The 15518-nt window shown below is 44.2% G+C and carries 14 protein-coding genes; 5 read left to right on the top strand and 9 right to left on the bottom strand.

The genetic code is table 11. The features are described from left to right. Positions 1-89: 89 nt before the first annotated feature. Positions 90-1403: an aspartate aminotransferase family protein gene (locus tag GLO7428_RS00795; RefSeq protein ID WP_015186650.1), complete on the top strand. Its 1314-nt coding sequence runs from the start codon at positions 90-92 to the stop codon at positions 1401-1403. A gap of 507 nt (positions 1404-1910) precedes the next feature. After that, the gene (locus GLO7428_RS00790) at positions 1911-2822 is read left to right on the top strand and encodes a YegS/Rv2252/BmrU family lipid kinase (protein WP_015186649.1); all 912 of its coding nucleotides are present in this window, start codon (positions 1911-1913) and stop codon (positions 2820-2822) included. Between the two features lie 122 nt (positions 2823-2944). On the opposite strand, the gene GLO7428_RS00785 is transcribed toward GLO7428_RS00790, so the two are convergent. Both GLO7428_RS00785 and psaK read right to left on the bottom strand, forming a co-directional pair. Beyond that, a complete protein-coding gene (locus GLO7428_RS00785; protein ID WP_015186648.1) occupies positions 2945-4141 on the bottom strand; it encodes a site-2 protease family protein in 1197 nt (398 codons plus the stop codon). A 304-nt stretch (positions 4142-4445) separates the two neighbouring features. Continuing rightward, positions 4446-4727 carry a photosystem I reaction center subunit PsaK gene (gene psaK / locus GLO7428_RS00780; protein ID WP_015186647.1) on the bottom strand — a complete coding sequence of 94 codons (282 nt, stop codon included), beginning with the start codon at positions 4725-4727 and terminating at the stop codon, positions 4446-4448. Between the two features lie 119 nt (positions 4728-4846). Between psaK and GLO7428_RS00775 the strand changes: the two genes are divergently transcribed. Beyond that, a complete protein-coding gene (locus GLO7428_RS00775; RefSeq protein WP_015186646.1) occupies positions 4847-5560 on the top strand; it encodes a phosphoribosylanthranilate isomerase in 714 nt (237 codons plus the stop codon). On the opposite strand, the gene folE is transcribed toward GLO7428_RS00775, so the two are convergent. From folE to GLO7428_RS00750, 5 genes are all read right to left on the bottom strand, one after another. Beyond that, positions 5472-6191, bottom strand: coding sequence for a GTP cyclohydrolase I FolE (gene folE / locus GLO7428_RS00770; RefSeq protein ID WP_015186645.1), 720 nt, complete (start codon positions 6189-6191; stop codon positions 5472-5474). The two genes, GLO7428_RS00775 and folE, sit on opposite strands and share 89 nt — an antisense overlap. A gap of 126 nt (positions 6192-6317) precedes the next feature. Then, complete coding sequence (locus GLO7428_RS00765) at positions 6318-7040, bottom strand: SDR family oxidoreductase (RefSeq protein ID WP_015186644.1); 723 nt, start codon at positions 7038-7040, stop codon at positions 6318-6320. Positions 7041-7334: 294 nt separating this feature from the next. Beyond that, a complete protein-coding gene (locus GLO7428_RS00760) occupies positions 7335-8312 on the bottom strand; it encodes an acetyl-CoA carboxylase carboxyltransferase subunit alpha (protein ID WP_015186643.1) in 978 nt (325 codons plus the stop codon). A gap of 162 nt (positions 8313-8474) precedes the next feature. Continuing rightward, the gene (locus tag GLO7428_RS00755) at positions 8475-9494 is read right to left on the bottom strand and encodes a long-chain acyl-[acyl-carrier-protein] reductase (RefSeq protein ID WP_015186642.1); all 1020 of its coding nucleotides are present in this window, start codon (positions 9492-9494) and stop codon (positions 8475-8477) included. A 193-nt stretch (positions 9495-9687) separates the two neighbouring features. After that, entirely contained in the window at positions 9688-10386 is a 699-nt protein-coding gene (locus GLO7428_RS00750; RefSeq protein WP_015186641.1) for an aldehyde oxygenase (deformylating), read from the bottom strand. A 194-nt stretch (positions 10387-10580) separates the two neighbouring features. Between GLO7428_RS00750 and GLO7428_RS00745 the strand changes: the two genes are divergently transcribed. Both GLO7428_RS00745 and GLO7428_RS00740 read left to right on the top strand, forming a co-directional pair. Further along, positions 10581-11423 carry a carbohydrate ABC transporter permease gene (locus GLO7428_RS00745; RefSeq protein ID WP_015186640.1) on the top strand — a complete coding sequence of 281 codons (843 nt, stop codon included), beginning with the start codon at positions 10581-10583 and terminating at the stop codon, positions 11421-11423. 138 nt (positions 11424-11561) lie between these two features. After that, positions 11562-13598 (top strand): hypothetical protein, encoded by a 2037-nt coding sequence (locus GLO7428_RS00740; RefSeq protein WP_015186639.1) that lies wholly within the window; start codon positions 11562-11564, stop codon positions 13596-13598. A 109-nt stretch (positions 13599-13707) separates the two neighbouring features. On the opposite strand, the gene GLO7428_RS00735 is transcribed toward GLO7428_RS00740, so the two are convergent. Beyond that, on the bottom strand, positions 13708-14724 hold the full coding sequence (locus GLO7428_RS00735; protein WP_015186638.1) for a hypothetical protein: 1017 nt from the start codon (positions 14722-14724) through the stop codon (positions 13708-13710). Positions 14725-14821: 97 nt separating this feature from the next. Beyond that, on the bottom strand, positions 14822-15517 hold the full coding sequence (locus GLO7428_RS00730; RefSeq protein ID WP_015186637.1) for a response regulator transcription factor: 696 nt from the start codon (positions 15515-15517) through the stop codon (positions 14822-14824). Position 15518: the final 1 nt, after the last annotated feature.

Raw genomic sequence — 15518 nt, 5'->3', positions numbered from 1 at the left:
TCTATGATCCATCACCCATCACTAAGCTCAGCTGGATCTTGCAAGTCATTTAAAATTGCTATATGTAAAAATCCATCGAGCCTAAACTTGTGAGCAACATACCCAGCAATCTAGAAGCTTTCTGGATGCCTTTTACCGCTAATCGTCAGTTTAAAGCACAACCTCGGTTCTTAGTTGCGGCGGACGGAATGTATTATACATCCGATGACGGTCGGCAAATTCTAGATGGTACAGGTGGGCTGTGGTGTGTTAATGCTGGGCACAGTCGTCGAGAAATTGCAGCAGCCGTCGCCGATCAACTCACGCAATTAGACTTTGCGCCCGCGTTTCAAATGGGGCATCCAGCGGCGTTTGAGTTTGCAAATCGACTGACACAATTGCTTCCTAAAGATTTGAATCATGTTTTTTTCACGAATTCAGGTTCAGAAGCGGTAGATACGGCATTGAAGCTGGCGATCGCCTACCATCGAATACGCAGTGAAGCTGCGCGTCAGCGGTTAATTGGCAGAGAACGCGCTTATCATGGTGTCAATTTCGGTGGTGTTGCTGTTGGTGGAATTGGCGCGAATCGCAAGTTTTTTGGTAATTTACTAACGGGTGTCGATCACTTACCGCATACGCATAACTTAGAAAAAAATGCTTTTAGTCAAGGACAACCCCAATGGGGAAGGCATTTTGCAGATGAACTTGAACGAATTATTGCTTTACACGATGCTTCGACAATTGCCGCAGTGATTGTGGAACCTGTTGCGGGTGCTACTGGCGTGCTAATTCCTCCTGTGGGCTATTTGCAACGCTTGCGCGAAATTTGTGACAAATACGGCATTTTGCTGATTTTTGATGAAGTCATTACAGGCTTTGGGCGACTTGGCGAACCGTTTGCCGCAAATTATTTCGGTGTCGTGCCAGATCTAATCACTGTTGCCAAAGGAATTACTAATGGTACAGTGCCGATGGGTGCCGTGTTTGTCCGTCAAGGAATTTATGATACTTTTGTGCAAGGAACGCAACAAGGAATCGAATTTTTTCACGGATACACTTACTCTGGACATCCAGTTGCTTGTGCCGCAGGTATGGCAACATTAGATATCTATCTCAAAGAAAAACTATTATCGCGCGTTCAAGAACTAGCAACTTATTGGCAAGATGCTGTACACAGTTTGCGGGGTTTACCGCACATTATTGACATTCGTAATCTAGGTTTACTTGCAGCGATAGAGTTAGAATCAATTCCCAATAAACTAGGCGATCGCGGCTTTGAGATTTTCTTGCGTTGTTATGAGTTAGGGGCGCTGGTACGCGCTGCGGGAGATAATATCGCGTTATCTCCACCACTCATTATTGAGAAACAACAAATCGATCAACTTTTTGATACTTTAGCGAAGGCTTTAAAAATTGCTTGAGTAAGGGTCAATTCTTATCAAAACCTTACTTCTTATTTTGCTAGCTTCACCCGCCTATAGCTAGATTTTTTTTATGATTTTTTTGTCTACTTCTTAAAGAAGACCTGCATCTTGTTGAGGCGACTTCTAAATTAAGTCAGGACTTACGCAGTTGAATCTATTCCGCCCCCCTAGCCCCAAACATAAAAGTTTCATCCTTATCTTCTCCCCCATGCATTGGGGGAGAGTGAGAGGGGGCGGGGGGAATCTGAGTTGAAGTCCCCCACTCATGGGGAATTTAGGGGGCAAGTGCGTAACTCCTATAAGTATTGAGTTAAGAACACAACTCAGTTTCTACACAAGTGCTTGCTTCAACAGAAGCAGGAAGCTAGGTAATAAATAAACGTGTAGGATTGCTGCAAGGAATTACGATGCTTTTGCCGCTGGATGAATAACCTTCAGATTTATAAGTAAAGTTTTTTGCCAATTTCTTTCCTACTTTCTGACAACGTTCAAGACTTGCTGCTTATGTCTCGCTCAGCTTATCTTATTTTGAAACCTGCTTCAGAGCAACGTGAAACTGAACAAGAATTGATGGAAATCCGTGCGATGTTAGAGCCGGAGTTTAACTTGAGTGTTTATTTTACAACTCCTGAAGTGAGTGCTGGTCAATTAGCACATCAAGCTGTAGAAAGTGGTGCAGAAGTTGTGATTGCTGCTGGGGGTGATGGGACAGTTTCGGCGGCGGCTGAGGCTTTAATTGGTACAGAAATTCCTTTTGGTGTTATTCCTAGAGGAACTGCTAACGCTTTTGCAACCTATCTCGGTATTCCGAAAGATCTCAAAGCTGCGTGTCAAATTATCTTAGCAAGTCACACGCGTTTGGTTGATACTGCTTTGTGTAATGGAAAACCAATGGTACTACTTGCTGGAATTGGTTTTGAAGCAAAAACTATTGAACAAGCTGACAGTGAGGCAAAAAATCGTTTTGGGGCTTTAGCTTATATCTTGGCTGGAGTCAAACAATTTTGGCAGGGGATGAAACCTTTTGAAACTCGTGTGGAAACTGAATCACAAACAGCCGCAATTCAACAAGCAACAGCTGTCACTGTCGCCAACTCAGCGCCACCAACTTCTGTACTAGCGCACGGTACAACAGGAGTTTATGCCGATGATGGTCTTTTAGATATTACAATAACTTCTCCGCAGTCTCGCCTCGAAGGAGCGATCGCACTTTACCATCTCATTAAATCAGGCTTCAACGATAATCCTGTAGAGCTTGATAATGTACATCATCTCCGCGCTAGACACATCAAAATTACGACAACACCTCCGCAACCCGTTGTCTTAGATGGTAATCTCATAGGAACAACACCCATAGAAATTGAATGTATTCCTAGTAGTTTGAATGTGTTTATACCAAGAAACGAAGAAAATTGAGGCTAAAGGATTGCATATTCTTATCCTCTAAACCTCTTATCCGGATTTATACTTCCTGCATCCATCTAGATCTTGTGTGCAACCCCCAAATTTGGAAGCTTTTCAAGATCTGTGCAAGAGATTTACTTACTAGCTGCTTTGGCGATCGCACTGAGTGGTAATCCTGGGGGATACGTACCTTCTTCTTTAACGCGCTTGATTTCGGCGTCGGTAATCCGTAATTTTAGCTTTGCTGCGAGTGTTCGGACAATATCACCTTTATCAACTAAACCTGCAACCGCCCCAGCGGGAGAAAGTACGGTAATTTGTTGCAGTTGTTGATTTTCCATCTGATTAATGACCTCTGCAAATGAAGTTGTTTCGGTCACTGTGGGAATTTCTGTCAAAGGACGCGCAATGCTGTGCAAAGTTTGCGTTTCCCACTGACTGCGTTCAATTAGGCGCAAATCGTCTACTGATACTTTCCCGCGATAGCGTCCGTCTGAAGCAGCAAAATAAACTTGCGTTGAGTTAGGTTCGAGAAGAAACAAGTCTGCAAACTGACGCAGTGTTGAATCTGCATCGACAACTCGAAAGTCCTTATTCATCGCATCACTGACTTTTAGCGTGAGTAATGCTTCTTGCAACGATGTGACGTTTTTATAAGCTGTCGCATTGCGAATTCCAAACCAGCCTAGCAGGACAAACCACAACCCAGACACCAACTCGCCAGTCATGAAATCAATCGCAAAACCTAATGCGATCGCACTCCAACCTAAAATTTGTCCGGCGCTAGCCGCAGTGCGTACCGCTTGAAAGCGATTACCAGTGACTTTCCACACGGCGGCTTTTAAAACTTGTCCGCCATCTAAAGGTAAGCCAGGAATTAAATTAAACAGTGCTAACACCAAGTTGATTTTTGCCAAATCGCCAATCAGCGTACTCGACAAGCTACCTGTAGGTAAGAGATAGGCGATCGTTGTCAGTAATACGAAGATAACAATACTTACGCTAGGACCTGCGATCGCCACTTGAAATGCTTGTCCTGGTGTTTTTGATTCTTCCTCAATTGCGGCAATACCACCAAAGAGAAATAATGTAATAGATTTAACTTTAATGCCTTGCGATCGCGCTGCTAAGCTATGACCGAGTTCGTGTAACAGCACTGAACCAAACAACAGCAATGCTGTAACGATTCCCGCACTCCAGCCTAATGCTGCTCCCCATTGTTGGTAAGCTAAACCAAAATTGAGTGTGACTACTGCCAAAATTACGAACCACAAAGGATCGAGTAACAGCGGGATGCCAAATAAAGATCCAATTCGCCAACTTGTTTGCATGAAATTTTCCTAAAACTCAGCACTTTAAGGCAGACAATCTGTGCATATTTGCTAGATTTTGTCAAGAATTCTGCTCAGATGTGAGTTATCCAGCAATTATAGATTTGTAATTCACCTTACTTCTAGAATAGACAATCACTCTGACTCAGTACTACTCTAGTGATTTCGAGGAATCCGTACATTTAAGAGGCAGAAGGCAGAAGTCAGAATGGGGAAATGGGAGGAGGATAGATAAATAAAGCGGGAGGAAATCCTCACCGCTACGGCTTGTTAATTGTGAATAAACAAAAGACGCTGGTGTAGTCTACTTGAGAACGCCAAGATTGTTAAGTCCTAAGATAATACCGAAACCGACAATATGACCCAAGCTCACAGAACCGAGGACTGTACCCACACTCGGATTATTAAACAGTGCAGGGAACGGTAAAGGCATCTTAGGACCAACTTGAGGAAAACGAATTGTCCGACCAGCAATAAACAGAATCAACAGAGAAGCACCGATAATGATTGCCGATCCTGTCCAACTCCACCGTACCGTGTCAGGAACTGTTGATTGCACGGCTGCTAGTAAAATTAAGTCAGTCAAGTTTCTCTCTCCTAAACAAATAAGATATGAATAATTAAGGATTATCAAATTTCGTTAGGACAAACATAGTCTCTGTTTTAAGAGTTAACAGTTACAACGTATTTTCGACACAAAACTTAATGCGAGTCAAAATTTGCGGAATTACAAAACCTGAACAAGGACAAGCGATCGCCCAATTAGGCGCAACCGCGCTCGGATTTATTTGCGTACCAGCCTCACCACGCTATATCAGCGCGACACAAATTCAAGCGATCGTGTCGCAAATCCCACAACACATCGAGCGCATTGGTGTTTTTGCAAATACGACTATTGTAGAAATCTATCAAGTTGCGGTAGCCGGCGGTCTTACTGGCGTTCAATTGCACGGCGATGAATCTCCAGAATTTTGTACGCAACTGCGCCAAGAGTTACCCACTGGCGTAGAAATCATTAAAGCCCTACGAGTGCGCGATTCACAAGCATTAGTACAAGCAAATCTTTATATTGACTGCGTAGATACACTCTTACTCGATGCCTATCATCCTCAAATGTTAGGAGGTACTGGAAAAACCCTAAATTGGACAACCCTACGGCAGTTTTGCCCAAGTTGTCCGTGGTTACTCGCGGGCGGATTAACTCCAGAAAACGTTAGTGATGCACTTAATCAGTTAAAACCTTACGGTATCGATTTGTCGAGTGGTGTAGAGCGCGCCCCTGGTGATAAAGATTTAACGAAAGTTGCACAGCTATTTCAACAATTAGCAGCTAGAAAAACGCTGGCTGATGTCGAATCAAATTCAAAAACTCTTCACGCGTTTTTTGCTCGTCATGAAATACGCCGACCATCGCACTAGTCACCGTCCATGACCCTGGTTTTTGAACGCCGCGCATTACCATACACATATGCGTTGCTTCCATGACGACAGCAACACCTTGGGGTTCTAGAATCGTCTGTACAGCTTCGGCAATTTGACGCGTAAGACGTTCTTGGACTTGCAAGCGACGCGAATACATCTCCACAATCCGCGCTAACTTGCTTAATCCCACCACTTTTTCATTAGGGATATACGCAACGTGTGCTCTGCCCATAAATGGCAGCATATGATGTTCGCACAAGCTAAAGAAGTTAATGTCTCTCACAAGTACCATCTCGTTGTGACCTTCGTCAAAGATGGCGTTATTAACAAGGTCTTCTAATGATTGGTTATAACCGCTGGTAAGAAAGCGCATAGCTTCAACGACGCGCTTAGGAGTTTTGAGTAGCCCCTCGCGTTCTGGATCTTCTCCCACGCCTAATAGCATCGTGCGTACTGCTTCTACCATCGCTTCGTTGAGTTCTTCGGAAGGCGGTTGCAATTGTGCTTCTTTCCCATTTTGGGTATTGCGGTCTGGTCGTGTCGCAATGCGGTTGATTGTATCTTCTAAACTATCTGGCATCAAAGGTGAGTTGGAGCGAGGAGAACCGTTGGGGAATCCAATAGTCATGGTCTAAAGTCTCAATTAAGGTTTTCGTAATAATTGTGAGTGTTGAATCCAACACATTTAGTCGCGAATATCAATCCTACAGTTGGTATCTGAAGGTTGAATGCTATGTGGTCATTGCTGATAGCTTTACAAAACGCCAGTGCTGGGCATTAAGGTTAACTCCTCGATGACGGCTTGTTCTGGAAGGAGTACGGTGTGCAATATTGACTGCGCAACGCTTTCTGGCGTTAACATTGCCGATCGCTCAAGCTTAATTCCCACAGTATCGCTGTTCCATAGCTCAGTATCAACAGCACCTGGGCAAATCGTCGTGACCCGAATTCCATTTTGACGTTCTTCTGCTGCTAAGGTTTTAGAAAGCGCAATCAGTCCTGCTTTACTCACCGAATAAGCGCCCCAACTCGGAAAAGGTTGCAAACCCGCGACTGAAGCGACGTTGACGATTGTCCCTGTACCGCGATCGCGCATTGTCGGTAACACTCCTAAAATGCATTGAAACACGCTTGTGAGATTCAAGTTCATCACTGCTTGCCAATCGCCTAATGGTGTGTCGCTCAAGTTTCCGGTATATCCCATTCCAGCGCTATTGATTAAAATATCGACTGCCGCATCTGCTGCGAGCGCGCTGATTTTCTCTCGCACTTGTTCAATATCAGCTAAATCGAGCGCATAGGTGGTTGCTTTTGCGCCAGTTTGCTCGACTGCACTAGCTACAGCCGCTAGTTTGTCTTGAGTTCGACTCACTAATACAACATCAATTCCCACCTTAGCAAATGCTAAAGCGGTTGCTTTTCCAATTCCACTACTTGCACCAGTAATCAAGGCGCTTTTATTTTTCGCCAAATTCATGAATTCCTGTTTCCTTGAAGAAGTGGCATTGCTTCCTCATTATCTCAACTTCTTACCCTAGATAGATTAATCAGGTCTGAGACTTAGATTAATGTTCTTTCTGGCATAATACGATTCCAAATAATTGCTTGGTAACGAACAAAGTAACAACCGAGCCGGCTGCTCAAAAGCAAGTAACCACGAGCAAACCATCCCAGCTACATAACTGTAGTAGGACGCGTTATCTGTAAAGAAACTTTACACGCTAAGGGTAATTATATCACTTGCCTTCTCGATCGCAATTAACGGACTTGCTTAAGGCAAATCAGTAAAAACACCTAATCTACGGAATTTTTGGTAGCGCATTTTACGGCGTTCTTGACCGCTTGTTTGCAAGAGGGCTTCTAAGTTTTCAATTAATGCTTGCTTGAGAATCGTTGCTGCCCCTAATGGATCAGAATGCGCGCCGCCACTTGGTTCTGATAAGATTTGGTCAAGAATACCCAGATTTTTTAAATCGGGAGCCGTAATTTTTAAAGCTACCGCAGCTTGGGAAGCTTTAGCTGCATCTTTCCAGAGAATTGCCGCACAAGCTTCAGGAGTCGCAACGGTGTAAACCGAGTGTTCAAACATCAGTAAGCGATCGCCAACACCGATCCCTAAAGCACCGCCCGAACCGCCTTCACCGATGACAGTACAAATAATCGGTACTTCAAAGCGAAACATTTCGCGGAGATTATAAGCGATCGCTTCACCTGCACCTTTGTATTCCGCTTCTGCTGTGGGTAAAGCACCTGGCGTGTCAATAAAAGTCAAGATCGGCATTCCGAAGCGATTGGCGTGTTCCATCAGCCGAATTGCTTTACGATAGCCCCCAGGAGAAGCCATGCCAAAGTTTCGCGCAATATTATCTTTTGTGTCGCGTCCTTTTTGATGTCCCAGCATCACAACCGCGCGCCCAGCAAGTTTTGCCACTCCACCAACTAAAGCCGGATCGTCAGTTCCTCGGCGATCGCCGTGTAGTTCCATCCATTCATCGCTAATCGCTTGAATGTAATCAAGCGTACTCGGACGGCGCGGATGACGTGCCAATTGCAACTTCTGCGAAGGCGAAAGACTACTAAAAATTTCTTGTCGTAGTTGCATGGCGCGGGCTTCCAACTGGCGAATATCTTCAGAGACATCGACGCCATTTTCTGCCGCAAGTTCGCGAATTTGATCAATTCGTGATTCAAGTTCAATTAGCGGCTTCTCAAAGTCTAAAAGTAGTGGTTTACGCTCAGTAGTTGCCATAGTGAGGGGTCAGGGGTCAGAGGTCGGGGGTCAGGGGAGTAGGCGGGTTGTTGCGTAAGTAGGTAGGCGGGTAAAATAGCATCTTCGTCTCTCCCACTCTACAACGCTCCTACACTCCTACTCTCTCACTAATCACTAATGCTCGCTTTTCACTCCTCACCCCTAGACTAACAAAGGACGAAAACCATGTTTGATAGATACTTGACCAATGTGTTCCATTTTTTCTACTGTAATTTGGTTGCGTCCCCAAGAAAAGTTAGTGTACAGCTTTTCAAATTCGAGTAGCATTGACTCAGCAAAACAAGCAAAGAGTTGACGAGCAGGAACTTCCATATTAACTATGCTCATAATTCGCCAGTCAATGTCAAGCGAATGCTCAACGATACCGCCATTAAGCACATACACGCCAGGGTGCTGTACTTTGGTTACTAAATTTTTAGGATAGCCTCCATCAATCAATAAACAAGGTTGCTTGAGCGTTGTTGGATCGATTTCCATACCCTTGGGCATACTAGCAACCCAAACGATAATGTCTGCTTGCGGTAAAGCTTCCTCCAAACTCATAATCTTGCCACGACCGAGTTCGGATTGTAAATGCTGTAGTCGCTCTTGATTACGCGCAATTAATAGCAACTCAGCTACATCTGTTCTCGCGTCTAACCAACGGCAGATTGCGCTACCGATGTCACCTGTCGCACCACACACGGCAACAGTTGCTTTCGAGAGTTCAATCCCTAGCTTCTCAGAGGCTTGTTCAACTTGACGACAAATAATATAAGCTGTGTGCGTGTTACCTGTCGTAAACCGCTCAAACTCTAGCCGCACGTTGCGCACTTGGCGATTTTGGTAAAGGTTAAAATTTTCAAAAATAATCGATGAGAAACCGCCCAAAGCCGTAATATTGATTCCATGCTTTTGTGCGTGAGCCATCGCGTTGAGAACCTTTCGCGTTGCTGCCTTGATGCGCCGCGAAGCCAGCATTTCAGGGAGAAAGCATGACTCAACGTACCGACCTTCGATGATTTGCCCAGTAATGCTTGTAACTTTGATAGTATCGACGATTTGGGGCGGAGCGCTGCACCAAAAATCAAGCCCTTGATCTGCGTATTCAGGGTAGCCTAACTCTTTAGCTACTGCTTGGGCGTGTTCCAAACTAGTAAGATGACCGATTAGACCAAACATTTATTGTGCTGTATGAGACTTGTAGCTGCTGTGAGAAAAAATGAAGAGTGTGAGATTTAGGAAAATTTTCACAAAAATATCACACAGATCAACTGAGTTGAGGCTCAGTTTGCTGGCGATCAATGTATACGTTTAGGCAATGCAGTGAAACTGATACAGGGGCGATTTTTCCGCCCCTGCACTTTGGTAAGTTTTATGCAGCTGTAAGTCCGTATGCCGACATCCGCATAATATCGCGGGTAGTGAAGCCGATGTTACTCAGCGCTTCACCGTATTGAATCATGAAATCTTCAACTAAAGCTTCTTTTTCCATTGCTAAGGTGTGCGCATCGTTTTCAACTGCGTTGAGCATTTGCCAAACGATAGGAAGGTTTTGACGATTTGCTTGTTCGAGTTCAGCTTTCGATGCCTCAAAGTGTTCTTTTAACCAGACTTCACCAAAGTTGAGGTGGCTGTATTCGTCTTTGACTACGCCTTCAGTAATTTTACGGGCAAAGTCATCGGCAACAGGAATATAGATATTGTAAGCGGCGATCGCAAAGCATTCGATAATCAGTGATTGAATGAGTAAGCAAGTTACTACGTTGCCTGATTCGGCTGCTTTTTGGAAGTTTTGGTGCAATTTGGCAAAGAACTCTTGCGCAAACTGCATATCTGGTGTGACCTGAAGATTGCGCCCACAAGCTTCAAAACCTTTCTTGTGGCGGTTTTCCATCTTCGATAAGCGAATCAGTTCCTCTTTGTGTTCTGGCAGCAGTTCCGCTAATCGGATGTAATTTTCATGGGCTTCTTTCTCCCCTTCAATCACGATCGCGTTGATGCGACTGTAAGCGTCCTTGTAGGTTTCGCTGTGGAAATCAAGTTCTGCGGCGGTGGCAGCCAGCTGCTGCATAGGTCTTTTATCTCCTATTTACGTAAATCAACTGATACGAGCTTGGTTAACCTGGCAACTCAAGTGTAAAGTTGAAAATGGTTAAATTTAACTTAACAAATCTCGATGCGCTACGTTACGTTTGGTCATGAAATATTTTTTAAATTAAAAAATAATATCAATGCTTATCAAAGCATAAAGCCAAATTAGTATCAATGCCTAAAAAAAATCTCAACAACACTGCCACCCGTGAATCTATATTAGAAGTCGTTAACTTAGCTGTTTTACTACTAGGTGCGGGTCTTATACTACTACCCCTAGGAATAGTTTTTCTGACCTCCTTTGCCCCAGAAGGAGCGACAATCACGTTAATGCCACAAAATGGCTGGTCATTAGCTAATTATCAAGACGCTTGGCAACGCGGCAAGTTCCTGCTAGCATTTGCGAACTCTACGCTGGTTGCACTAGCTGTGACTGCTTTTCAGCTATTTTCCTCAGCCTTGGCGGGGTATGCACTCGCGCGGTTAAAATTCCTCGGTCGGCAAGTTGTGCTACTGATTGTTTTAGCTACGCTGGTCATTCCTTTTCAATTATTAGTTATTCCCATATTCTTGGTGCTCAAGTGGGGACATCTCATTAACACCTACGGGGCGCTGATTCTGCCAACAGCAGTCAATGGCTTTGGGATTTTTTTGCTACGCCAGTACTTCTTGACAATTCCCATCGAGTTAGAGGAAGCGGCGGCGTTGGATGGCGCGAATCGCTGGCAAATTTTATGGCGGGTGATGCTACCGTTGTCGCGTCCGGCGTTGGTCACGTTATTTTTATTTACTTTTATCGGAGAATGGAATGACTTGTTTAAACCGTTAGTGTTTACAACAAGACCAGAGTTAAGGACAGTACAACTGGCGCTAGCCGAGTTTCAAGAGCAGTTTACAAATAATTGGCCTTTACTGATGGCAGCAGTCGCGATCGCCACGATTCCCATCGTCATCTTGTTCCTTTTCGGTCAAAGACAATTTATTCAAGGAATCGCAACAACAGGAATTAAAAATTAGTTATGTAACTTGGAGGCGATCGCTAAAGATTCATTGCAAAAAATTGTATCTCTGATAACAGTTGGTTATATTAGGCTTACCAAAATTTCCTACAACAAAATTTTTTACCCTCAATTAAATTATTGAAGGGGGGCATTTATGCGTTGGCGCTACAAATCGCTGTTTGTCCTAATTGCTGTAGTAACAGTAGGAGCGGTTTTACTTTCTAACTCCTTACTACAGCCTCCAGTCAGAGCAACCGAAGCTCTACTACAACCTGCTCCTACCCAACCACTCGGCTACTACGATTATTTCGGCAAATTACTAAATCCGCAACAAGCAGAACAACTCGTACGTCAAAAAGGAATCGACCCAAATTCTCCTGGTGCTTACGAACGCATTGGCGCAGTCAAAATTACTCAACAGTTAGTCGATAGCGGTGAAGATATTTTTTTCAACCGCAAGATTGGCGATACACTTGGGTTACAGCGAGTATTTGGTTTCAGTGTAGGCTTTGCACAGATTCTACCAGAAGTCACTGAAGCGATTTTCAAATTACACGGTAAATCAACAACTAATTTACGCATCACCCTCAAGAAGGATTTAACACTAGGTAGCCGTACTTATCGCCGAGGAAGTGCGATCAATACTGGGCTGAATGTAGAAAAAGGTTCACTTTTTCCTCAAGGCTTGCAACTCGATGGTAATCTTAGTTGTGCTCTTTGTCATGCGGATCTCTCTGCGAGTGGTAAACGCTTAAAAGGAGTCCCTAACGGCGACCTAAATATTCCACTATTAATCGCCTTAGCACCAAACACCGCCGCTGGTTTTGCGCGGTTAAACCTCAATCCACTCGACCCCAAATATCAAGGTGACGGTAGAACGATTATTGACAGTCGCAATAATTTGGTCAAGTTACCCGATCCGAAAAAGTTTGAGGATGCGTTTGATGATGCGGTGCTAGATGTTCCCTTCGGTCAGTTTGAAAGTTCTCCTGATGGTATTAACAATACGACGCAAATCCCTAATGTCTTTACTTTCAAAACTAATCCGTACTTGGCTGATGGTCAGTTTGCTGTTGGTCCTTTTGGTGGATTAAGTGCAGTCAACAACGCGGTACATTCCTCAGAAATTAATTTGCTAGCAGCCGCGCAATTAAGTTCTCAAACGCTAGGAATTGACCCAGAAGTTTATTTAGGAGTTGTGCTGCAAAATGCGGTTGATCCGCTGCTACGTTTACCTAAGTGGGGACCGCCGATTAAACCATCACAATGGTTACGTTTGATTGCTCCAGACCCTCTAAAAGCCGAGTTAGAGGCACAAATCCCAGCGCCAGGTACAGGCAATTACCCGCAGCTAAAACCCAATTTGTTTACTTATAACGGGTTAATATTTAGCCCCAATACAAATTCTCAAGATATTGGTAGTGGACCTTTTTTGTTTGCGTCAAATGCAATGTCAGCTTGGCAAAATAGCCTAGTTCCGCCACCTAATCGCAGCCGAGAAAATCAGCAAGCATTGCAAAGCGGTTCAGTACAGCGAGGGGCTAAAGTATTCGAGCAGGCTAACTGTGCAACTTGTCACATTCCACCTTTCTTTACAGATAATATAATTCACCCAATACGAGAAACAAATACTAATCCTGCCCGTGCTAAGTCTCGTCTTGACTTGAATAATCTACTTGTACCGCCTAAACTTTACACTTTTAACAATCCTGTACCAATTCCTGCAAACGCGGAGGTATTAGATGTACCAACAGCGGGAATTAGTGACAGTCCAACAAGCTTGCCGAAGGGGCTTTTACCTGACGGAGGTTATAAAACAACTCCCTTACGGGGACTTTATTTAAGTGCGCCTTATTTGCATGATGGTGGAGTCGCTGTACGTTCAGGGGCGATACAAGTTAAAGCAGATGGTGGTTTTAGTGTTGTTGATCCTGCTGGCTTAGGATTAACAGGTACGCTAAGCATTGGTAAACCTGCTGATGCGGCAAGTAGTTTAAGAGCGTTAGTTGATCGCAATCTTCGCGCTCAAGTCGTTGCAGCGAATCAAGCTAGTTCTGCTTTAGTCAGATCTAATCTTGATGGTACTGGTCATAATTTTTATGTAGACCAACCTGCTGGCTTTACTTCTGCACAGCAAACCGATTTAGTTAACTTCTTATTGGCGCTCGATGATCATCCTGGTCGTTTTTAGGTAATGGGTAACAGGTGATAGGTAATGGGTAATTTGATGAATATTATTCCAATGAGCAATTACCAATTACCGGCTTTGAAGTTATGTTTGTTTTTCCTCACTCACTTGATCATTCTTCTTGAATTTGCAGACGGATGGTACGTTCTCCGCTACCAAGTTGCACTTCGACGACTTCACCACCTAGTTGTTCTAAGCAACTTAAGAGCGATCGCAAATTTGGCGTACTCGCACCAGTATCAACATACAAGCGATCGGCTAAGCTACCAATCTTTTTCCAAGTATTATAGAGTTTGGCAATGGTTTGCTCTAACTGCGATGCTTGATTAACCAAATCGGCAGCAACATTGATACAACCGATTCTTAAAGCTTCTTCTAGCGCGCTTTCTAAGTCTACTGACTCTTCATCGAGTGCTTGAACATTAGTTGCTGCATCGAGATATTTTGCAAGGTAACGCGCCTCGGAGGTGACTTGTTTGAGCGTATCAACGTCAGGATTTGCGGCAACTTCCTCGCGAAATACGGTTTGGTGCGACTCTGGTAGTTTCTCCATTTCGCGCACCAGCGGCGCAAGATAGCGGCTAGGAAGCGAATTATCCGCAGCTTTGGCTTTAACGGTATCAGGAAGTAAATCGGACGACATGGCGGTGAATTCATCGGCTAGCTGACGAACTTCTCGCCGCGTAATGCGATCGCCTTTTTTCGCCGCGTCGGTAATCAGTTGTTGAATTTCCGGTTCAGCTTTGGCAGTTTCGATAAATGCGCGTTTACTAAAGCAGCGTACTGTGTCAGGGTCAAGTTGTCCTTGTTCCATGAGTGTATCTGCACTATTCGCGAGTTGAATCATCGAATATGCTTGGCTTTTACTGATATCGCGTTCTTGCAGCCATTTAAGAAAGCCACTTCCGCGTGCATCGCCGTATTTCTTCTCGCGGTCGCGGACTGCACGTAAAATACGCCCCCGCCAAATTTCTGTTTGTAGATCAAAGCGATCGCACACTTGCCATGCAGTATCTAGCTGGCGTTGAAATTCCATTTCAGGAATTTGCTCATCTTCAGGATCGGGCAGTTGAAAGTTAAGTGTTTGTTCCTCTAGGGCAGTAACAAGATCAATATCAGAAGATGACATGAAAAGCGATCGCATAACAGCTGGATTATTATTGCACGCTCTACCGCTATAGGAAAATATCAAGGGCAAGGCACTGCCTTGCCCCTCTAGCTGCTAATCACTCTTTCACTCCCTCACTCCTCTCTCGCAATACATAACCAACACTACGCACAGTTTGAATGAGGCGCGGTTCTTTGTTGGCTTCTAGCTTGAGGCGCAAGTAGCGGATATAAACTTCAATAATGTTAGAGTCGCCCATAAAGTCGTACCCCCAAACTTTTTCCAGAATGCGATCGCGCGTAATCACTTCTTGGGGATGTGCCAGAAGATATTCTAGTAAGTCAAATTCTTTTGCTGTTAATTCAATTAATCGCGTACCTCGATAAACTTCTCTAGTGCGGCGATTTAACTTCAAATCTGCAAATTGGCGTATATCAGGATCTATGTCTTGAGTACGTCGTAGGTGTGCGCGGACTCTTGCGAGTAATTCTTCAACACTAAAAGGCTTAACAACATAATCATCAGCACCTGCATCTAAGCCTGCAACGCGATCGCTAATATCATCCTTGGCAGTGAGTAAAATAATTGGTACTTTATCTCCGTGAATCCGCAAGCGGCGGCAAACTTCTAATCCTGATATCCCTGGTAACATCCAATCTAAAATCACTAAATCGGGATGTAATTCGCGGGCTGCAATTAGCCCTGCTAATCCATCGTGTTCTACGCTAAGGCGATAGCCTTCATAGGTGAGTTCCATCTGAACGAACTTAGCCAGCTTAATTTCGTCTTCTACTAGCAGAATATGTGCTGTCATG

Origin of the sequence: Gloeocapsa sp. PCC 7428 (assembly GCF_000317555.1) — a bacterium.
Classification (GTDB): Bacteria; Cyanobacteriota; Cyanobacteriia; order Cyanobacteriales; family Chroococcidiopsidaceae; genus Chroogloeocystis.
This window is presented reverse-complemented; position numbering and strand designations above follow the sequence as displayed.

Coding starts and splice junctions, on each gene's coding strand:
- GLO7428_RS00775 (WP_015186646.1), top strand. CDS start 4,847: ATGCGAGTCAAAATTTGCGGAATTACAAAACCTGAACAAGGACAAGCG.
- folE (WP_015186645.1), bottom strand. CDS start 6,191: ATGACTATTGGATTCCCCAACGGTTCTCCTCGCTCCAACTCACCTTTG.
- GLO7428_RS00785 (WP_015186648.1), bottom strand. CDS start 4,141: ATGCAAACAAGTTGGCGAATTGGATCTTTATTTGGCATCCCGCTGTTA.
- GLO7428_RS00750 (WP_015186641.1), bottom strand. CDS start 10,386: ATGCAGCAGCTGGCTGCCACCGCCGCAGAACTTGATTTCCACAGCGAA.
- GLO7428_RS00740 (WP_015186639.1), top strand. CDS start 11,562: ATGCGTTGGCGCTACAAATCGCTGTTTGTCCTAATTGCTGTAGTAACA.
- GLO7428_RS00765 (WP_015186644.1), bottom strand. CDS start 7,040: ATGAATTTGGCGAAAAATAAAAGCGCCTTGATTACTGGTGCAAGTAGT.
- GLO7428_RS00790 (WP_015186649.1), top strand. CDS start 1,911: ATGTCTCGCTCAGCTTATCTTATTTTGAAACCTGCTTCAGAGCAACGT.
- GLO7428_RS00745 (WP_015186640.1), top strand. CDS start 10,581: ATGCCTAAAAAAAATCTCAACAACACTGCCACCCGTGAATCTATATTA.
- GLO7428_RS00760 (WP_015186643.1), bottom strand. CDS start 8,312: ATGGCAACTACTGAGCGTAAACCACTACTTTTAGACTTTGAGAAGCCG.
- GLO7428_RS00755 (WP_015186642.1), bottom strand. CDS start 9,494: ATGTTTGGTCTAATCGGTCATCTTACTAGTTTGGAACACGCCCAAGCA.
- GLO7428_RS00735 (WP_015186638.1), bottom strand. CDS start 14,724: ATGTCATCTTCTGATATTGATCTTGTTACTGCCCTAGAGGAACAAACA.
- GLO7428_RS00730 (WP_015186637.1), bottom strand. CDS start 15,517: ATGACAGCACATATTCTGCTAGTAGAAGACGAAATTAAGCTGGCTAAG.